This is a genomic window from Snodgrassella sp. M0110 (assembly GCF_016101465.1).
Classification (GTDB): Bacteria; Pseudomonadota; Gammaproteobacteria; order Burkholderiales; family Neisseriaceae; genus Snodgrassella; species Snodgrassella alvi.
Genome location: NZ_JACFQM010000001.1, coordinates 331,736 through 351,526, shown reverse-complemented (window position 1 = coordinate 351,526; position 19,791 = coordinate 331,736). Strand labels below are relative to the sequence as shown.

At 39.9% G+C, this 19,791-nt stretch carries 18 protein-coding genes; 8 read left to right on the top strand and 10 right to left on the bottom strand.

From position 1 onward, the window contains the following. Window positions 1-565 precede the first annotated feature (565 nt). Both H3T84_RS01645 and H3T84_RS01640 read left to right on the top strand, forming a co-directional pair. The gene (locus H3T84_RS01645) at window positions 566-1,147 is read left to right on the top strand and encodes a bacterioferritin (RefSeq protein ID WP_100116071.1); all 582 of its coding nucleotides are present in this window, start codon (window positions 566-568) and stop codon (window positions 1,145-1,147) included. 303 nt (window positions 1,148-1,450) lie between these two features. Further along, window positions 1,451-2,521: a zinc-dependent alcohol dehydrogenase family protein gene (locus H3T84_RS01640; RefSeq protein ID WP_198217400.1), complete on the top strand. Its 1,071-nt coding sequence runs from the start codon at window positions 1,451-1,453 to the stop codon at window positions 2,519-2,521. Window positions 2,522-2,725: 204 nt separating this feature from the next. Here the strand turns inward: H3T84_RS01640 and purF are convergent, their stop codons facing one another. The 6 genes from purF to H3T84_RS01610 all read right to left on the bottom strand — a co-directional run bounded on the left by purF (window position 2,726) and on the right by H3T84_RS01610 (window position 8,079). Next, complete coding sequence (gene purF, locus H3T84_RS01635; protein ID WP_198217398.1) at window positions 2,726-4,261, bottom strand: amidophosphoribosyltransferase; 1,536 nt, start codon at window positions 4,259-4,261, stop codon at window positions 2,726-2,728. 85 nt (window positions 4,262-4,346) lie between these two features. Next, window positions 4,347-4,844: a CvpA family protein gene (locus H3T84_RS01630; RefSeq protein WP_198217397.1), complete on the bottom strand. Its 498-nt coding sequence runs from the start codon at window positions 4,842-4,844 to the stop codon at window positions 4,347-4,349. 14 nt (window positions 4,845-4,858) lie between these two features. Continuing rightward, window positions 4,859-5,875: an SPOR domain-containing protein gene (locus H3T84_RS01625; protein WP_198217395.1), complete on the bottom strand. Its 1,017-nt coding sequence runs from the start codon at window positions 5,873-5,875 to the stop codon at window positions 4,859-4,861. 43 nt (window positions 5,876-5,918) lie between these two features. Continuing rightward, window positions 5,919-7,223, bottom strand: coding sequence for a bifunctional tetrahydrofolate synthase/dihydrofolate synthase (gene folC, locus H3T84_RS01620; protein WP_198217393.1), 1,305 nt, complete (start codon window positions 7,221-7,223; stop codon window positions 5,919-5,921). Window positions 7,224-7,227: 4 nt separating this feature from the next. Further along, window positions 7,228-7,713: a protein YgfX gene (locus H3T84_RS01615; protein WP_084552018.1), complete on the bottom strand. Its 486-nt coding sequence runs from the start codon at window positions 7,711-7,713 to the stop codon at window positions 7,228-7,230. A 6-nt stretch (window positions 7,714-7,719) separates the two neighbouring features. Next, complete coding sequence (locus H3T84_RS01610) at window positions 7,720-8,079, bottom strand: hypothetical protein (protein WP_198217386.1); 360 nt, start codon at window positions 8,077-8,079, stop codon at window positions 7,720-7,722. Window positions 8,080-8,208: 129 nt separating this feature from the next. Between H3T84_RS01610 and H3T84_RS01605 the strand changes: the two genes are divergently transcribed. The 5 genes from H3T84_RS01605 to H3T84_RS01585 all read left to right on the top strand — a co-directional run bounded on the left by H3T84_RS01605 (window position 8,209) and on the right by H3T84_RS01585 (window position 13,673). Beyond that, on the top strand, window positions 8,209-9,615 hold the full coding sequence (locus H3T84_RS01605) for an FAD-binding oxidoreductase (RefSeq protein WP_198217384.1): 1,407 nt from the start codon (window positions 8,209-8,211) through the stop codon (window positions 9,613-9,615). A gap of 31 nt (window positions 9,616-9,646) precedes the next feature. Next, window positions 9,647-10,081, top strand: a complete 435-nt coding sequence (gene rnhA, locus H3T84_RS01600) for a ribonuclease HI (protein ID WP_078475184.1) — start codon at window positions 9,647-9,649, stop codon at window positions 10,079-10,081. Window positions 10,082-10,532: 451 nt separating this feature from the next. After that, window positions 10,533-11,006: a hypothetical protein gene (locus tag H3T84_RS01595; RefSeq protein WP_198217382.1), complete on the top strand. Its 474-nt coding sequence runs from the start codon at window positions 10,533-10,535 to the stop codon at window positions 11,004-11,006. 310 nt (window positions 11,007-11,316) lie between these two features. Continuing rightward, a complete protein-coding gene (locus H3T84_RS01590) occupies window positions 11,317-12,144 on the top strand; it encodes an SDR family NAD(P)-dependent oxidoreductase (RefSeq protein WP_100116085.1) in 828 nt (275 codons plus the stop codon). Then, a complete protein-coding gene (locus H3T84_RS01585) occupies window positions 12,141-13,673 on the top strand; it encodes a class I adenylate-forming enzyme family protein (protein ID WP_198217380.1) in 1,533 nt (510 codons plus the stop codon). The genes H3T84_RS01590 and H3T84_RS01585 overlap by 4 nt, the downstream gene beginning before the upstream one ends. A 51-nt stretch (window positions 13,674-13,724) precedes the next feature. Here the strand turns inward: H3T84_RS01585 and H3T84_RS01580 are convergent, their stop codons facing one another. Beyond that, window positions 13,725-14,606 (bottom strand): LysR family transcriptional regulator, encoded by an 882-nt coding sequence (locus H3T84_RS01580; protein WP_198217378.1) that lies wholly within the window; start codon window positions 14,604-14,606, stop codon window positions 13,725-13,727. A 138-nt stretch (window positions 14,607-14,744) separates the two neighbouring features. Between H3T84_RS01580 and H3T84_RS01575 the strand changes: the two genes are divergently transcribed. Then, window positions 14,745-16,013 carry an MFS transporter gene (locus H3T84_RS01575; protein ID WP_198217376.1) on the top strand — a complete coding sequence of 423 codons (1,269 nt, stop codon included), beginning with the start codon at window positions 14,745-14,747 and terminating at the stop codon, window positions 16,011-16,013. Between the two features lie 627 nt (window positions 16,014-16,640). Here H3T84_RS01575 and groL read toward each other — a convergent pair. From groL to H3T84_RS01560, 3 genes are all read right to left on the bottom strand, one after another. After that, window positions 16,641-18,287 carry a chaperonin GroEL gene (gene groL / locus H3T84_RS01570; RefSeq protein ID WP_078475142.1) on the bottom strand — a complete coding sequence of 549 codons (1,647 nt, stop codon included), beginning with the start codon at window positions 18,285-18,287 and terminating at the stop codon, window positions 16,641-16,643. 61 nt (window positions 18,288-18,348) lie between these two features. Further along, window positions 18,349-18,636 (bottom strand): co-chaperone GroES, encoded by a 288-nt coding sequence (gene groES / locus H3T84_RS01565; RefSeq protein ID WP_025331149.1) that lies wholly within the window; start codon window positions 18,634-18,636, stop codon window positions 18,349-18,351. A gap of 521 nt (window positions 18,637-19,157) precedes the next feature. Further along, a complete protein-coding gene (locus H3T84_RS01560) occupies window positions 19,158-19,754 on the bottom strand; it encodes a sigma-70 family RNA polymerase sigma factor (RefSeq protein ID WP_100116081.1) in 597 nt (198 codons plus the stop codon). Between the last annotated feature and the right edge of the window lie 37 nt (window positions 19,755-19,791).

Sequence of the window (19,791 nt, the reverse complement as noted above, 5' to 3'; positions counted from 1 at the left end):
TTTTTATTAATATTTCTTGATAACCTTAATGAACATTGATTTGCTTATTCAGTTCAGGTTTAGCATTCAGGCATGATAAATGGTCTAAATTACTGATTTACTTGTCTATATATTTATTAACCAAATAAGATTATTTTTATCTATTTTAATATTCCGCACTATTATGTATTTAATTTCAGATTGGTAAATTATAAATAAATATACCAAATAAATAATTTATAGCTTTATTTAAAATATTGATTTAAACCGGCGAAATACTGGCTATAAAAGGCATTAAAGCAGTATCTCATTAAAAATAAATAAATTTTTTACGCATAAAGAATAATTTTTTTAGATTTTTTACTCATATAACATAAATATATGCTTCAGAAATTAATTATATTTGACTTGATATATTAAATATTTAGAAGAAAACATTTAAATAAACAATATGCGATTAAATTCAGCTAATTATTACTTATATTAAAAATACTTTCATAGACAACAACTTATACAATCAGTTACGGTTATAAAAGGAACACAAGGCAACAAACCGTAACTTGTTTAGATAAATAAGGAGATAAGCATGAACAAACGCAAACCGCTAAAAAGAGATATTAAATTCAGCACCACTGAAGAATTAAGGGAAAATGCACGCAAAAATTATGAAGACGGACCGGTTACTTCTACGTATGAGCTGGATGTGGAACGGGTAATCGAACTGCTTAATATAGCTTTGGCTTCAGAATGGGTATGTGTACTGCGTTATCTGCGGCATTACTATATGGCAACCGGTCTGTTTATGGATGCAGTTAAAGAAGAATTTATGGAACATGCAGAGCAGGAACAAAAACACGCAGCTATGCTGGCTGAACGTATCACCCAGCTTGGCGGTGAGCCGGATTTGAACCCGGATGTGTTTATTCAGCGCTCACCGACAGAATATATTGAGGGAGAAACTTTACGGGATATGGTAGAGTCAGATTTGATTGCAGAACGTATTGTGATTGATCTCTACCGGCAGACCATTATGTATGTCAGCGATTATGACACCACCACCAAACGCATGCTCGAACATATTCTTGCCGAAGAAGAAGATCATGCAGACGAATTATCCGACATGATGGAAGGTTTGGATGGCAAACCCGTATCGAAAAAAATAATTTAATAATTTAGTGATTTAACATAAAAATCCGTAGTCAGTCTGCGGATTTTTTCAGACTGTTCTGCCTCAGAAGTGTATGTTTGAACTTGATATTTATTATTATTTCAAACTACCTATTATTCCATAATTCTATTTGTCTTTATAGCGATAAATCGCTCAAACTTGAGGCAGATTAATAATCCGACAAACCTTTTAAAGAAAATACTCAGGTAAATTGTAGTGTGAATCTCTTTGCACTACAATCATATTAAGAGGTTTCTAGAAAAATATCTGGATTATTTTTCAATGGTTTATGGAGTAAACAATATGAAAGCAATGGTGTACTACGGAGCAGGTGACATTCGTTTTGAAGAACGGGCTAAACCAGTTATTATCGAACCAACTGATGCAATCATTCGTTTAACCAGAACGACCATTTGCGGTACCGATCTGGGTATTTGGAAAGGAAAAAATCCGGAAATTGAACAAACCGCCATTCAAAAAAACGGTCAATTCAACGGCCGCATTCTCGGGCATGAAGGGATTGGTATTATTGAAGAAACAGGAAGTGCGGTTAAAAACTTTAAAAAAGGCGATAAAGTCATTATTTCCTGTGTTAGCCGCTGCGGTACTTGTGAAAACTGTCAGAAACAGCTTTATGCACATTGCCAGAGTGGTGGCGGCTGGATTATGGGCTACATGATTGATGGTACTCAGGCTGAATACGTTCGTACCCCTTTTGCAGATAATTCACTCTACCGATTACCGGCAAATTTAAATGAAGATGTGGCCGTTTTGTTGTCAGATGCCTTACCTACTGCACATGAAATTGGCGTGCAATATGGTGATGTTAAACCCGGTGATACCGTAGCCATTGTCGGTGCCGGCCCGGTAGGAATGAGTTGTTTATTGACCGCACAACTATATTCTCCCTCCCAGATTATCATGATTGATATGGATGATAACCGCCTGCATATGGCAAAAGAGCTGGGTGCCACGCAAATCATTAATTCTGCCAGTGAAGACGCGGTGGCGCGTGTTCTGGAATACACCGGCAGCCGCGGAGTAGACTGCGCTATGGAAGCTGTCGGGCTTGAAGCCACATGGAATATTTGTCAGCGTGTGGTAAAAGAAGGCGGACACTTGGCTAACGTAGGTGTACATGGGCAATCAGTCAACTTTGAGCTGGAAAAACTCTGGATTAAAAATCTTACCATTACCACAGGTCTAGTTAACGCCAACACTACCGGCATGTTGTTGAAAACCTGTTGCTCAGGCAAACTGCCGATGGAAAAGCTGGCTACTCACCATTTCCACTTTAATGAACTAGAAAAAGCTTATGATGTCTTTAAGCATGCTGCAGATGAAAAAGCCATGAAAGTTATTATTGATTATTGAATACTGCGGAGCAGATAAAAGCTTTAATTAAATCTGACCTACTAAATAAAGCAGCCATTAAGGCTGCTTTATTGATTACTGTCTGTTTACAAAATAATTATCCCCGAACAGCTATAGACAATTTACTGATTAAATCCGCTGAAAAATCGAACATTCAGCAATTCTGTTATTTGTCCGTTCAGCCTCAGAATTTAAAATATAAGTTTATTCCTCTTCATCCTCATCTTCCTGCACACTGACACTGTGTTCAATCAAACTGGGTACAACAAATGAGCTGGCCAGAGCATTTTTATCATCGGAAAGACGTTGCAGATAAGCTTCATCAACATCACCCGTAATATAACGGCCGTCAAAACAGGAACTGTCAAACCCTTCAATTTGCGGATTCAGCTTTAAAACGACATCTTTCAAATCAGCCAGATCCTGAAATACAACGCCGTCGGCACCAATTTCTGCAGCCACCTGCTCTGCATTACGCCGGTATGAAATCAATTCTTTCCGGGTTGGCATATCGATACCATAAACATTCGGAAACAATACAGCCGGCGCGGCGGAAGCAAAGTAAACTTTTATCGCTCCTGCCTCACGCACCATATCCACAATTTCCCGGCTGGTTGTCCCGCGTACAATAGAATCATCTACCAGCAGAACTTTTTTACCGCTAAACTCATAATTCATCGGATTAAGCTTTTGCCGCACAGATTTTTTACGCACAGCCTGCCCGGGCATAATAAATGTCCGGCCGATATAACGATTTTTAAATAGTCCTTCCCGGTAAGGCTTATTCAGATGCAAAGCCAGCTCCATAGCACTGGGACGGCTGGTGTCCGGTACAGGCATAATTACATCAATGTCTGCTAAATCCAGTGTCCGTTTTACCTTTTCTGCCAATGTTACCCCCATATTCAGACGAGCCTGATATACCGATACTCCATCGATTACAGAGTCCGGGCGGGCAAAGTATACATATTCAAACAGACAGGGCATCAAATGTGGTTCCTGTGCGCACTGCTGTGAAAATAGCTGACCTTCATTACTGATAAATATAGCTTCACCGGGTGCCACATCCCGTACCAGCTCATAATCCAGACTTGGAAACACTACTGATTCAGAAGCAACGACATAATCTGTATGACCGTTCTCTTCCCTTTTACCCAGACATAGAGGCCGGATACCGAGCGGATCCCGAAAAGCCAGTAAACCATAGCCGGCAATCAATGCCACCACACCATACGCACCATGTACCCGTTTATGCAATGCGGCCACAGCAGCAAAAATATCCGATAAAGCCAGCGCAGTACGATTACCTACCTGATTTTCCAGCTCTCGTGCCAGTACATTAAGTAGCACTTCAGAATCAGAGCGGGTATTTACATGGCGTAATTCAGTAAAACAGACATTTTTAAATAACTCCCCGGTATTGGTCAGATTACCATTATGTGCCAGCACAATTCCGAAAGGGGAATTTACATAAAAGGGTTGCGCTTCAGCACTGCAATTGGCATTTCCGGCTGTCGGGTAACGGACATGAGCAATGCCAACATTACCTATCAGTTCACGCATATTACGGGTACGGAATACATCACGTACCATACCGCGACCTTTATGCATGTGAAACATAGTACCCTCAGCGGTAACAATTCCGGCAGCATCCTGTCCACGATGTTGCAGCATCTGTAAACCATCATACAAAAGCTGATTTACTGGTTCATGTGCCACAATACCCAATACACCACACATTACTTTCTCCATTCAAGACAAATAAATACGCGCGTTTTTTGTTATTAAAAACGCGCGTTGTATTTGGTTACTTATGTTCATGCTGTTATACCGATGGTGAATTCAGTTTATCAGCAAGAAAAGACGGCAGATAAGGCACCGCCACCATCGCCAGCCTTTCAAACATCCCTGCTGAAAATGAATCCCGCCACACAGGGGATTTCGGCAAATCAGTAAAAGAACATATCAACACCACCAAAGTAACAATAATAATTCCTTTAATCGCACCAAAACAGGCACCCAGCATACGGTTAACTCCGCCAAGCCCAATCGATTTCAATGCCGAAGTTATCAGTGTACGCATCAGACGCTGAATAATCCATAACACACCGAATATCACTATAAATGACAATGAAACAGCCAGTGCCCGTGGCTGCATGGTGGTAAAAGCCATATCAGCCACAGGAGCTGCCAGCAGCCTGGCTCCGACAAATGCCACTATCCAGCACAACAGTGAAGCTATTTCGCCTACCAGTCCGCGCATCATAGCAACCAGAGTTGTTAACAATATCAGGCCGAGAGCCAGCACATCAAAAAGGGTCATGCAATACCAACTTCCTATAAACCAATTACCAGTCCGTCCAGACCTGCAGCATGCACTTTATCCAGATTTTGCAAAGCCTGACTGCGATTATTATAAACCTGGCTGCGTACCCGATACAGTGTGCCTTTACTAGTCTGCCGGCTGCTTATACTCGTGGTCACACCAACAGCCGCCAGCCTTTGCTGTACCAGGCTTGCCTGTGCTTCAGTGGTATAAGCGCCAATCTGAATGACTGTGCGCTCCACAGGCGGTTTGTTACTGCTACTAGTAGCACTGCTCCGATTCTGACCAGAAGCAGAATTTTTAGACATTGTACCGGCAGCTTTATTTTCCAATATCTGCTGCGGTGTCAGTTTACCGCCTGTTGGATTATTTGCCGGTTTTGCTGGCACTGCTGGTTTTACAGATGTCGGTGTTTTATTAGCTGGTTTGGCTACTACGGCATCTGTTTTAGAATGGCTCCCAGTTGCAGTGCTCACTGGAACCGGCATATTTTTTTCAATTTTTTTACTTTCAGCAGCCTCTTTATTTATCACCTTATTTTCAGCCGGAGTTCTTGATGACTGTAAAGATGGTCTGGTATGGACTGAATCTGTATTATTCTGCTGAGTGCCTGTCTGCACAGGACCGGGAGTTTTTACCGGTATGTCACTTAGTTTAGCCGGAATATCTGTATGCACAGCAGGTCTGGATACAGGTTGATGTTCAGTTCTTCCTGACGCGTGATTTGAGTTAATAGGAGTACTACCCGCAGATGCAGTTGTTCCGTGTACCGGTTCCAGTACGATCGCTGAAGCCGATTGTACCTGAGCGGTAACATTAACCTGAGAAGCCATAGCTGTGGTACCTGACGCTGCATTTGCTGATGAAGCAGTTCTGACATCAAGCTGCGGTGCCGGTACAGGCTGAGGAGTGCGACGGCTCAGCATAATAACCAGCAATATAGCAGCAATGACCACCATAATTAATGCACCTACTAAACGGCGCCTGTTGCGCCGTTTCAGCTGTTCATAATTTTCCTGCGCATTCATTAATCACTAACTCCTCTGTCCTTATTGTTTCTATTTTCAGAATTTACCGAGATGATAAATCTATTATTTCTGCTACCGTGTGAAACGAACCAAATACAACAATTCTATCATTCTCACCTGCCTCTGATAAAGCAGCTTGATAAGCTTCCTTAACATCAGGATAAGCTGTCACAGCAGTAATATTATGCTGAATAAATTTTTGTTGTAAAGCCTGTTCAGTCATGCCGCGCGGCAAAGCAAGCGGAGCTATCAGCCAGCAGTCAAACTGGTCTTTAATAATTTCCAGAACTACATCAATATCTTTATCTGCCAGCATACTGAATACAGCCATGCGTTTTTCTGCATAGGGTAAAGCAATCAGACTGCTGCGCAATGCCCGTGCTGCATGAGGGTTATGCCCCACATCCAGTACCGTAACCGGTCGTCCGGGCAACACCTGAAATCTTCCCGGATGGCGTACGCGCAACAAGCCGCGCTTAATTGCGCCAATATCCAGAGGCAAACGTTCAGACAAGCATTCCAGTACAGTTAAAGCACAAGCTGCATTACTAAGCTGAAAATTACCGCGCAATACTGGTATCGGTAAAGCATGACGGGCATGTTCACCTGTATATAAACTACTTTCTTGTGGATGAAAACGATACGACCACTGCTGCATTTCCATCTTATGGCAATCAAAATCTCGGCCAAGCAAAAGTAAATCTGCCCCCACCTCTGCAGCATGCGATGACAGACTGTGCGGTACAGGAATCTGAGCACAAATTACAGGCTTTCCAGCACGCATAATGCCTGCTTTTTCAAATGCCACTTTTTCTACTGTATCACCAAGAAATGCCTCATGATCTAAATCAACACTGGTAATCACCGCCACATCGGCATCAAATATATTAACGGCATCCAGCCGCCCGCCCAGCCCTACTTCCAGTATCATTACGTCTACCTGCTGGCGTATAAATACATCTACGGCAGCCAGCGTATTAAACTCAAAATAGGTTAACGGTATCTCAGCCCGTGCTGTCTCTATATGCTCAAACGCACTGACAATCAGATCATCAGCAACAGCTTCACCATTAATCGCAATACGTTCATTAAAACGTAACAAATGCGGACTGGTTAAGGTACCAACCCGATAACCGGCTTCATGATAAATCTGTGTCAGATAGGCACATACCGAACCCTTACCATTGGTTCCGCCAACAACAATCAGCGGACATACCGGCTTTAAACCCATCCGGTCACGAACAGCACCTACCCTGGCCAGCCCCATTTCAATTTCGCCGCCGGCCACACCATTTTCCAGATGTTGCAGCCATGAGGACAAACCAGTTGCATGAAATTTTTCTGTCATTATCCTAATTCTTATCCTTCAGCCTGAGCCTGCGGATTACCTTATTCAAGATTGATTGCCTCAAAACCGATTGTGTATTGTTTGGCTGACACCAGCGTACCCATACTTGTAATCTTCGCCATGCCTGCGCATCGGTCATATCCGGTAGCAAAAGCTGGTATACGCGGCCGCGCGAAGTTTGCCAGTGTAAAGCCATCATATTTGCTCTGATAACAATACCACTGCAACACAGTTTAGCCGGTACAGCAGCTTTGCCCTGTGTAAATAGCAGTAAAGCCTGCCCCTGTGGACTGATTTCAATTTTTTTGACTCTGCCTTGCCGCAAGCCATAACCTGCCCATAATGCAGATAATAACCATGCCAGCAGCCATACCAGACACAACCAGCCTGTGCTGTAGAACACAATAGCCACTAGTGTCAGTACATGCATAATCACCGACAGATAAAAAGCACATCGGGATGGCTTCAGCCGCACAACACACGCCATCATCAGATACTAAACCTGTTCTTCACCATATACCGGAGATATATGTATATCTGTATCTACCAGATCCAGTACCATATCATGCACTTCTACTGTAAAAAAATTCCAGAACTGATCAATATTCAATACTGGCCACAGCTTACGCTCTACCTCCCATGCAGACAGCTCTGCCTCAAAAATCAGATTAAAGCGTTCACCAATATAACCAATGACCTGTTCCGGGGTTTCAAATTCCGGTACCAGCAATGTAGTACAATTACTCTGGAGCTGTGACAAAGTTAACTCAGGCAAATCATCACTGGTACTTTTCAGCCAGTCGAGAAAAGCCTGAGCAGGTTTCAGCACAACAGCACTGCGATCAACAAAATACATGCCCTATCCTTACTAATATTACTGAATAACCATATTGTACTGTAAACGTTCTGCGATAGCGTATATTTACCACCCCGCAATTTTTAATTACCGTACAATCAGCTTATAGTGTCTACAGAGTTAACTGCCATGCCTCACACCATTCATCTAGCCCGGTTTCAGCAAATCCTTACGCCTGATGAAATCCTCACTGACAATCAGCTTATCGAACCGTTTTGTACCGACCAGCGCGGCCGTTATCATGGACAGGCTTTTGCAGTATTACAACCGCATACCGTTAGCGCTGTAGAGGAGATTATGCGCTATTGCCATCAGCAGCATATTCCTGTTACTCCGCAAGGCGGAAATACCGGCTTGTGCGGCGGTGCTACACCGCATGCTTCTGTTGCCGGTAAAGGGATTATTCTGTCCTTAAGTAAACTTAACCGCATGCGCAAACTCAATCTGGCTGACAACACCATTACCGTAGAAGCCGGCATGATACTCGCTGAAGTACAGAAAATCGCTCAAACTGCCAATCGCTATTTTCCCCTGAGTCTGGCCAGTGAAGGCTCCTGTCAGATAGGCGGAAATATTGCCTGTAATGCCGGCGGTCTGAATGTAGTGCGTTATGGCACAATGCGTGATCTGGTACTGGGTCTGGAATATGTCCTGTCCGATGGCGAACTGGTCAGTCACCTGTATCCACTGCATAAAAACACCAGTGGCTATGAAATGCGTCAACAAATCATTGGCAGTGAAGGCACACTGGCGATTATTACCGCAGCTACACTAAAACTGTTTGCTCCGCCGCAAAGTGTATTAACAGCTTGGATTGGCGTAGACAATATTCACGCTGCCACCAGTCTGTTAGCCGCACTGAAAAATCACTTTGCCGAGCGCCTGTCCAGCTTTGAACTGATCAGTCAGGCGGCTCTGAATTTGTCAGCCAGCTATAGTCAATTACGCGAACCAACTCATGCGAGCTGGCATATTCTGGTAGAACTGAGCGATAGCCTGCCGGCACAAAATTTAACCGATCCCTTAATCAGCGTACTGGAACAAGGTAACTGGCTTAATACAGTTATTGCTCAGTCTGAAACAGAACGTCAGCATTTATGGAGCTTGCGCGAAAACATATCTGCTGCACAACGCAGTCTCGGAGCCAGTATCAAGCATGATATTGTCGTTCCGATTGAACATGTTGCTGACTTTGTCGAAAACTGCCAGCAACAACTGATTAAAACCTTTCCGCAAACCAAGACCATTTTATTCGGCCATCTCGGTGATGGCAGTCTGCATTACAACGTTTTTATTGCTGATATTATGAATAATGATGTTTATCAATATGAAGAAAACATCAATAAAGTCGTATATGAACAGGTATTAAATTACCATGGCAGTATAGCTGCCGAACATGGCATCGGTCAGTTAAAAAATCAATGGCTACCACGTGTTCGCAGTAATGCAGAAATCAAATGGATGCAGGCACAAAAGCATAACCTCGACCCCGAAGGTATCCTGAATCCCGGAAAAGTTTTACCTGTGCATACGTGATATAGTAAGCATTTTTAAATCAACTATGAATATGAGTGAAGTTACTCTGTATACCGACGGCGCCTGCAAAGGCAATCCCGGCGTGGGTGGCTGGGGGGCTTTTTTACAATCCGGCAGCCACAGTAAAGAGCTTTTCGGCGGTGAGGCTAATACCACCAATAACCGTATGGAGCTCACAGCTGTAATTCAAGGACTTGCAGCATTAAAACGCCCGTGTATTGTTAACATCTACACAGATTCACAATATGTTAAAAACGGCATGCAGGAATGGATTCATAACTGGAAAGCACGCGGCTGGAAAACTGCCTCAAAACAGCCGGTAAAAAATGCTGAACTGTGGCAGGCACTGGACAGCGAAGTAAGTAAGCATCAGGTACACTGGCACTGGGTTAAAGGCCATGCCGGACATCCGGGAAATGAAAAGGCTGATGAACTGGCTAATCGCGGTGTAGAACTGGTTAAATAAAGCTTTAGTTTTTTTATAAATTATTATCACCTACCCACTTCTCAGCTACCATAATAGTACTATCATGTTTAGAAAGCACACTGTTTGATAAGTTTTGGTATCGGCTTAGAAGAATTTAAAACTCAGCCTAAACCGGCAGATGTGGGCTCAAAGAAATTTTATGGAAAAAACAGATTAATTTAATTAAACCGTTTTTTTATTTCATGCTAAAATATTCCAATATTATTGAAAACACAATAACACGATTGCAATGATTATTTATAATTAAGCTATAAATATATGTATAAAATACCTAATTTCTACCTAAAATATAACTCATTATCTAGTTGAATTTTTTAAAAATAAATCAAATTTCCATTTAAAATAATATATTAATTGAATTAAAAATATATTCAGTGTACCTGTATTTAATACAGTTTTAATCTCATTTGAGAAATATAATGGTGTGTGCATGATTAATTTTAATTTACAATCATATTATAAGAACATAGGCGGGCTTATTTTTGAATTCGCCATACCTCCTAATAAAAAAGCCCTCCGCAGTACTACACGCAGTACTACATCTAAATACCTGACAGAAGGAGCGTTCAGCTTTATTGAGGGCATTATATACGAGTATGTTCCTAAATACGGGGAATATGGGCATTGGGGAATCACCGAAGTTAATACAGAACAATGGCTACTTATAAAACCGGCACTATTAAGGCTTAAGACCAGGGTTGATCAAGCCAAGAATTTAAAAGAACTTAAAAGTGATTTATTTGATTTTCGTTTTGTCTGTATGCTAGAAGACGATTATTTAAAAGAAACGGCTCACAAGTTTTCCAAATCCAAACCTTTGCTTTCTCAGATGATTATTGATTTTATAGCCTGGATTGATGTAAATATACAAAAGTGTGGTTCATTCTATATTATGGGCATATAACTTTCTCACTTACTAAATCTATAAAGTTTATCAATTAAACTTGTAGCATTAATTTTTTATCCTATCTTTGGCAAGGTTTGTTTATCTTTTTGGAATATATGATATTCTAAGATGATTTACATTCCCGCTATTTATTCCGTCATGATGATAGCCTGCTTTATTGATCTATGCTTAGGACAGGATTTAACCAGACTAATTACTTAACATATGAAATTAAAATGATGACGTAACAAAAATAAATAACCTATTGATTTATTAATTGCTACCTTCATGCTGCTGTTTATATTATTTACAATTGAAATCCGTTGCTTTGATTAAACTGCTTAACTTTTTGCTGTTTTATGTACATAAACCTAATATCCGCCGTTTAACGCAGCGGTTAAAACATAAAACTATCATTATAACAGGCGCCAGTTATGGCATTGGAGAGTCGCTTTGTTATCTTTTAGCCGATATTGATTGCAACTTAATATTGGTTGCGCGCACAGTTGATAAACTGCGCGAATTAAAGCAACGGCTCACTATGAGCAAAGCTAAAGTTGACATTTATGCAGCTGATTTGCGTGATCAGGAACAACTTGATGGATTCATAAAATATATACAAAATTTACCTGTTGATATATTTATTAATAATGCCGGTAAATCGATTTGTCGCCCGGTCATGCAATCGTTAGATCGCCAGCATGATTTTGAACGAACCATAAAATTAAACTACCTGACTCCGGTACAATTATGCCTTGCACTTATCCCCAAATTACAGCAAAGTAAAGGACATATCATTAACGTTTCGGCTGTCAATGTGTTGTTTGCGCCAGCGGTAAATTGGTCAGCATATCAAGCCTCAAAAACGGCATTCGATCAATGGCTGCGTTCAGCAATGCCTGAATTACAAAATCGGCAAATCAAAGTATCGACAGCATATTTACCTTTAGTAAAAACAAGGATGATCGAGCCGACCAAAGCTTATCAGAACTTACCTGCATTACAGCCAAAGCAAGCTGCTACAATTATAAGTTATTTATTACAAACACAAAAACGCCAATATAAACCATGGTGGGCGATGATAGTGCAATTGGCCAGCGTCCTGTTTAATGGCATCTGGTTTAAATTAAATTGTTATTACATTAAGAGAAAATGATGATAAAAACAATCAAAGCGCTATACACCATTAAACTTTTGACCTTTAAAGGAATTTTTTATTTATTAATGAGTTTTCGTTCGGTTGGAATGAATTTAATGGCGTTGCTCTATATACGTCAGAAGCTGAGCCCAGACCAAATCGCCATTAATGAAAATGACAATTGTATAAATTATCGTACACTTTATACGCAGTCACAGCATTTAGCCAAAAAATTAGCGGCGCATTATGACATAAAACCGCATCAAAAAATAGCCATAATGGCAAGTAATCATACTATTATGATTCAAACTCTCTTTGCTATTGCCCGGCTAGGTGCAGATATTTACTTACTCAATACAGAACTATCAGCCCAGCAATTACAAAATATACAAGATGCAGTAAAATTTGATTGGATCATACATGATCCTCAAATTCCTATCTTAATTGATGTCAAATCATTACCAACAGATCATCCGGAGCAAATTTCCATTTACTCGCTCTTAAAGGATAAGATGCCCCCCTATTCCGGCAATCTTAAAGTTACCCATTTTAATAAACTTACTGTGTTAACCAGTGGTACAACAGGACGTTTTAAAATGGCAGGACGCAATAGTAAAGCACAAAATTTTATCAGTCCTTTTTATCACTTGTTGATGAAATTAAACCTGAGCAAATATAACAGAATCTATATAGCAACACCGATTTACCATGGTTTTGGTATTGCGACATTGTGTATGTCAGTACTATTAGGTGCCACTATATTTATCAATAAACGCTTTGATGCCGCCAAAGTTTGTCAACTTATTAACAAACATAACATTGAAGTTATCACCCTCGTTCCCTTAATGCTCAGTCGAATGATGAATTATTCTGTAACGCAGTTACGTAGTTTAAGATGCATCATCACCGGCGGCGCACCAATTGCTGTCACGCTGGTTCAACGAACAATTAATCAACTTGGTAAAGTGTTATTTAACTTATATGGCACATCGGAAGCTGGAATATGCCTGATTGCAACACCGGATGATTTGATCACTCACCCATCAACTCTAGGTAAGCCTGTTAAAGGATTATCAGCCAAATTAATGAACAATGGCAAAGAGGATGCGATAAAAGGTGAACTCTATATCAAATGTGCATGGTCCACTCAGGGCAAAAACTGGACAGCTACTGGTGATATAGTTCAAAAAGACAGTACAAATAATTATTATCTAAATGGTCGGGCTGATGACATGATAGTTTCAGGCGGTGAAAATGTTTACCCATACGAACTCGAACAATGCTTAGTTAACCATCCTGACATTAACGACTTAGCCGTTATTAGTGTTAATGATGAGGAATTCGGACAGAGATTAGTGGCATTTGTGGTATTAGCAGCGCATACTGAACAAACCGAAGATACTTTAATAGACTGGTTAAAACCACAAATTGCACGTTACCAGATGCCTAAAAAAATATATATCATTGACGAATTGCCCATGACTCATATTGGCAAAGTTGACAGAAAACAACTTATCAATCGATATTATGAATTATCTAAGATCTGAGTTAGCGAAAACACCAGTACTGATTAGCATAATAGTATTTTTTAAAAATTTTTATTTTTCAAAAGTATTATCATTGCTTGTTACCCGCTCAACTAATCCTTTTATCGTATTTATAAAAGGATTTTTCTCCGATTTATAATACATAATATAATCAATATCTGGTAATGCCGGAAGTTTCAGGATATCGGTGTAATCGATAAATTTCTTAGACATTGACGATCTGTTCAGACAGCCTATGCCTAATTGAGCCTCAATAGCAGACTGCATACCAATAACACTGGAAGCATAATGAGATAAATTATAAGATATTTTATTATTTTCTAATTTATCTATAGCTAATTTCTGTAATAAGCAGCCTTTTGGCAAAGTTATAATTGGCAGTGGATCAGATCCGGTTATACTAAGATCTTTCGAGCCAGCCCAGCAGAGCGGTTCATGCCCTACAACCATAAAATTATCATTATCGGGTAATCGCTGCCCGTTTAAATGAATAAATAAAGCGATATCATATTGTTCCAGAGTATGTTCAAGGAGCATTTTTGAACTGCTCTGAATTGAGACATTAAATTGAATATTCTGACATTGGTCACGTAGCCCTCTTAATACAGATGCTATCGTGGCAGGCATAAAATAATCTGTAATTGAAAGTGTCAGCTCATATACCGAATCATGGTTTCTAATATCAGCTATGATATTATCATTTAAAGATAATATCTTTTTTGCATGCTTATACATTTTTTCACCAATAGCTGTCGGTTTCGCGCCGTATCTGCCACGATGTAGAAGTTGTGCATCGCACAATACCTCAAGCTTTTGGATTTGCTCACTGATAGCCGATTGAGATTTAAATAAAATATTCGAAGCTTTTGTATAGCTGCCCATTTCTACAATGACAACAAATGTGTGAAGGATTTCTAAATCAAGTTTTTCCATAGTGTAATCAGTCTTCATCGGTTAGTGTCATTAGATTTTTTAATATATCGGATTTTCCGTTACAAATAAATCAAAAAAACCTGTTTTACAGATATAAAAAATTCTAGCTATTATTTTCCGGAAAAAAGGAGTTCATCAATGTCTTTAAATTCAAACAAATTGCCGGATAAAAATATTTTTTCTGATAACCATAAATGGAAAGTTTTATTTACAGGTGCATTTGCTAATACATGCTTTACCTTTGTTATCGGCGGCGTACCTGCAGCCTCCATTATTCTACGTAATGATTACCATATCCCAACATCTGTATTAGGGCTTTTAATGGGCATTGTAGGTTTTGGAATTGCTGTAAGTGAATTACCCTGGGGAATTGCCACCGATCGCTTCGGAGATCGGCCGATATTAATTACAGGATTGTCCACAACTGCCATAGCTCTTTTCACCCTAGCTTATTTTGTAAAAATATCATCTCACACTTCAATAAGTATCATTTTATGTGTCGGTTTACTAGTCGTCGGTCTTTTTGGAAGCAGTGTAAATGGTTCCAGTGGCAAAGCGATCATACAATGGTTTAAACCACAGCAACGCGGCTTAGCAATGAGTGTAAGGCAGGCAGCTGTACCACTTGGTTATGCATTGGGAGCATTATTCTACCCTTATATATCAATTCATTATGGATTCTCGACCACACTATTTATATCGGCATTTATTTGTATTCTGGCTGCATTATTTAGCTATCTATGGATTATTGATCCGGATAGTAAGAGTGAACACAAAACACCGGATATAACACAATCACTCAAAAATAAATCAACTCAGCTAATGAAATCATTGAAAGTTTGGCGCATTGTATTAGCTGTGGGTATTTTATGTGCGCCACAGTTTGCATTGATGACATTTTCAATGCTTTTCTTGCACGATTTTGCCGGATTAAGTATTGGATATATCAGTATTCTATTATTTTTCATACAAATCAGTTCAATACCAACTCGTATCGGTAGTGGCTTTTATACAGATAAAAAAGGAAATAGAAAATTTTTTCTGAAAGCTGTTACAGCCCTTTCATTCATCTTATTCGCAGCCCTTACCGTATTTACTTATTTTTCATATAAATTCAATATACATCATTTTGCCTACTTTGCTAGTTTCATTATTCTTATATCTGGTATATCAATTTCTTCCTGGCATGGAATCGGATATACCGAACTGGCTACCGTTGCCGGACAAAAGAGTGTTGCAACTGTATTAGCCATGGCTAATACAGTAGTATTTTTCATTCTGTTTGCAACTCCAGCCATAATTCCATGGCTATTTCATCAATTCTCCTGGGTTGGTGTTTGGGCAGTCATGGCTGTTATTTGCGCAATAAGCTATTTCTTATTTGAGAACCCATCATCTGAAAAATAATTTTTTATTCATAGGAATGTACCACCCTGCTTTACTCTGCATAAAACAGACTGAATTTTTTGTTGGTGATTTTACCGATAAATTTAATTTATCTAATTTTGAATTGATTTATGAAGATTATTTTGAAAATAGCTAAATAGTTTTTTAGATTTGAAATTTCATTTTTCACATCATGATAATTAATCATTTTATGATATGAGCTGAAATATTGATAAAAGTTTCATTTAACAATATTTCAGCTATATAACGTTCTTATTGACTAAGATTTATTGAAAAAATCAAATCGAAATAAAGATATTTTCCACAGGCATAAAAAACTAATAACTACAATAAAAGGTATAAAGCTTATAAATCTGCTTTGAATTAAAGCATAGTTAACACATAGAAAAATTAATAATAAGCAATTACTAACAAAAAAATGTGGTTAATACTGTACTTTCATTTACACAATATCATCATCAACACATTTAACAGCAAAAGAATGGTTACTTTGTCTGATATGTGGGTGATAAAATCTTAAGCATCTGGCCATTATTATAGTTAAATTATTCAATATAAAAATAGTGAGCATAACACCAGTTATGCTCACTATTAGCTATATGTTGACTAGTTAGCCAAACATGATTATTACATCATGCCGCCCATGCCACCCATACCGCCCATGCCACCCATATCAGGAGCAGCAGGTTTATCTTCCGGTAATTCGGTAATCATGCAATCAGTAGTCAGCATCAGACCAGCGATAGAAGCAGCATGCTGCAAAGCAGTGCGGGTAACTTTAGCCGGATCCAGTACACCCATTTCCAGCATATCACCATACTCACCGGTACCAGCGTTATAGCCATAGTTACCAGAACCATTCAGCACATTGTTTACTACAACGCTTGGTTCATCACCAGCATTGGCAACAATCTGGCGTAATGGTGCTTCAACTGCTTTCAGTACGATTTTCACCCCAGCTTCCTGATCGGCATTAGCACCTTTCAGGTCTTTAATCGCAGCACGGGCACGCAGCAGGGCAACACCACCACCGGCTACCACACCTTCTTCTACCGCAGCACGGGTAGCATGCAGGGCGTCATCCACGCGATCTTTTTTCTCTTTCATTTCAACTTCAGTAGCAGCACCAACTTTAATTACTGCCACACCGCCGGCCAGTTTAGCCACGCGTTCCTGCAATTTTTCTTTATCGTAGTCGCTGGTAGCCACTTCGATCTGTTTGCGGATTTCAGCAACACGTGCTTCAACAGCAGCTTTGTCACCCAGTCCGTCAATCACAGTAGTATTTTCTTTACCAACTTCTACACGTTTAGCCTGACCTAAGTCTTCCAGAGTGGCTTTTTCCAGAGACAGACCAACTTCTTCAGCAATAACAGTACCACCGGTCAGGATAGCAATATCCTGCAACATGGCTTTACGACGGTCACCAAAGCCTGGAGCTTTAACAGCAACAGTTTTCAGGATACCGCGAATATTGTTTACTACCAGAGTAGCCAGAGCTTCACCTTCAACATCTTCAGCAATAATCAGCAACGGACGGCTGGTTTTTGCCACTTGTTCCAGCACAGGCAGCAAATCGCGGATGTTAGAGATTTTTTTATCAAACAGCAAAATATACGGGCTGTCCAGACCGGCAATCTGTTTTTCTACATCAGTAACAAAGTAAGGAGACAGGTAGCCGCGGTCAAACTGCATACCTTTAACAACTTCTACTTCATTTTCCAGTGATTTGCCGTCTTCAACAGTGATCACGCCTTCTTTACCCACTTCATTCATGGCTTTGGCAATGATTTCACCGATAGATTCATCTGCATTGGCAGAAATAGAAGCAACCTGAGAAATTTCTTTAGATTTTTCCGGAACTGGTTTAGAAATATTTTTCAGTTCGGCAATAACAGCTTCAACAGCTTTATCGATACCGCGTTTCAAATCCATCGGATTCATACCGGCAGTAACGTATTTCATACCTTCAGTAACAATAGCCTGAGCCAGAACAGTTGCCGTAGTGGTACCATCACCAGCCACGTCATTGGTTTTAGAAGCCACTTCTTTAACCAGCTGTGCGCCCATATTTTCGAATTTGTCTTTCAATTCTACTTCTTTAGCAACAGACACACCGTCTTTAGTGATGTGCGGTCCGCCAAAAGCACGATCCAGCAATACATTACGACCTTTAGGGCCTAAAGTTACTTTTACCGCTTCAGCCAATACATTGACACCAGCAACCATTTTCTGACGGGCTTCGTCAGAGAATTTCACGTCTTTTGCTGCCATTTGCAACTCCTAATTTTTAATAATTAATTACGCAATAAAATTAAATTTCTGGATAAATAATTTATTCAACGATACCGAAAATATCTTCTTCGCGCATTACCAGCAACTCTTCACCGTCTACTTTAACAGTCTGGCCGCTGTATTTTCCGAAAATTACTTTATCGCCAACTTTAACATCCAGTTTCTGACGATCGCCGTTTTTCAGCAGTTTGCCATTACCTACGGCAATTATTTCACCCATATCAGGTTTTTCAGCAGCAGAACCGGGTAATACAATACCAGAAGCAGTTTTTTCTTCAGCTTCCAGGCGTTTTACGACAACGCGGTCATTCAAAGGACGAATAGTCATATTATCTTCTCCACATCTTTAGTGCCCGAGGCACGGCAAAGTTGGTTAATACAAACCCGCATTTTCAGCGGGGCGTAAATATAAATTTATTCGTTACTTAAAGTAAGGCTCGCTCGCTGCAATTCAAGAGTAAACAAGATAATTTTTTTCTTCACTCTTACAAATACTTAGCAAATTTGACAAATTAATCCAGTTATTACAGCCAGATAGCTGCAACAACAAAAACACTGCTTAAATATATATCTCAGCATAGTCTGAATAAATTAACTAGAGACAAATTAAAATTAAAACCGTTTATTATTGTGCTTCAGCCGGATAAATTCTGAATGACGGGTGAAACTTCAAAAAAATAAAATATCCCTTTTAGCCAGACAGCAAATAAGCTGTTTAACAGCTAAAAAATACATATGCATATAAAACTAAATTATCATTTTTTGCTAAATACCAGAATGCTGTTTTAATATTATAAGCAGAATGATTTAATTAAATCCTGAAAATCACAATCAGAATATCGGTATTTTTTATTTCCTTTCAAATCTGATATTAATCTGTGCTGACAGAATCTCACGGGCCCGTGCAATACGTGAACGCACAGTCCCTACCGGGCAACCCATTAGCTGAGCGATTTCTTCATAGGTCAGACCATTAACTTCAGACAATATGATCGGCTGCCGCAGGTTGGCCGGTAACTGATTAATTGCTTCATCTATAGCATCAATCAATTCACGGTTGAGCAGCAGATTTTCAGGTGTCTGATAATCAGATAAATGTTCAAACACATCAATTTCTTCCCCGTTCTCATCCACAATTTCACTAATCATTTGCGGTTCACGCCCGTAAACAGCAGTCATAGATTTAGCCGTATTCATACCAATACAGCATAGCCAGGTATAAAACTGACTTCCGGCACGAAATTGCGGCATAGCTTTATAAGCTTTAAGGAATGTTTCCTGAACAACATCCAATGTTACTTGATCATCATGAGTAAAACGACGCAGAAAGTGCTTCAGGCGACGCTGATATTTCCTGACCAGCAAACTAAAAATCTGGGCATCACCCTGCTGAGCCCGACGCACCAACACCTGCTCTTCCACCTGCCTGGTAGAATCATCATGCATTTTGTTATCCTCTAATTATTGTTATTGCATTAATCAG

Coding starts and splice junctions, on each gene's coding strand:
- purF (WP_198217398.1), bottom strand. CDS start 4,261: ATGTGTGGTGTATTGGGTATTGTGGCACATGAACCAGTAAATCAGCTT.
- H3T84_RS01645 (WP_100116071.1), top strand. CDS start 566: ATGAACAAACGCAAACCGCTAAAAAGAGATATTAAATTCAGCACCACT.
- H3T84_RS01605 (WP_198217384.1), top strand. CDS start 8,209: ATGCCTCACACCATTCATCTAGCCCGGTTTCAGCAAATCCTTACGCCT.
- H3T84_RS01575 (WP_198217376.1), top strand. CDS start 14,745: ATGTCTTTAAATTCAAACAAATTGCCGGATAAAAATATTTTTTCTGAT.
- H3T84_RS01625 (WP_198217395.1), bottom strand. CDS start 5,875: ATGAATGCGCAGGAAAATTATGAACAGCTGAAACGGCGCAACAGGCGC.
- H3T84_RS01630 (WP_198217397.1), bottom strand. CDS start 4,844: ATGACCCTTTTTGATGTGCTGGCTCTCGGCCTGATATTGTTAACAACT.
- H3T84_RS01580 (WP_198217378.1), bottom strand. CDS start 14,606: ATGGAAAAACTTGATTTAGAAATCCTTCACACATTTGTTGTCATTGTA.
- H3T84_RS01560 (WP_100116081.1), bottom strand. CDS start 19,754: ATGCATGATGATTCTACCAGGCAGGTGGAAGAGCAGGTGTTGGTGCGT.
- H3T84_RS01610 (WP_198217386.1), bottom strand. CDS start 8,079: ATGTATTTTGTTGATCGCAGTGCTGTTGTGCTGAAACCTGCTCAGGCT.
- H3T84_RS01615 (WP_084552018.1), bottom strand. CDS start 7,713: ATGATGGCGTGTGTTGTGCGGCTGAAGCCATCCCGATGTGCTTTTTAT.
- H3T84_RS01585 (WP_198217380.1), top strand. CDS start 12,141: ATGATGATAAAAACAATCAAAGCGCTATACACCATTAAACTTTTGACC.
- groL (WP_078475142.1), bottom strand. CDS start 18,287: ATGGCAGCAAAAGACGTGAAATTCTCTGACGAAGCCCGTCAGAAAATG.
- groES (WP_025331149.1), bottom strand. CDS start 18,636: ATGACTATTCGTCCTTTGAATGACCGCGTTGTCGTAAAACGCCTGGAA.
- rnhA (WP_078475184.1), top strand. CDS start 9,647: ATGAGTGAAGTTACTCTGTATACCGACGGCGCCTGCAAAGGCAATCCC.
- folC (WP_198217393.1), bottom strand. CDS start 7,223: ATGACAGAAAAATTTCATGCAACTGGTTTGTCCTCATGGCTGCAACAT.
- H3T84_RS01595 (WP_198217382.1), top strand. CDS start 10,533: ATGATTAATTTTAATTTACAATCATATTATAAGAACATAGGCGGGCTT.
- H3T84_RS01640 (WP_198217400.1), top strand. CDS start 1,451: ATGAAAGCAATGGTGTACTACGGAGCAGGTGACATTCGTTTTGAAGAA.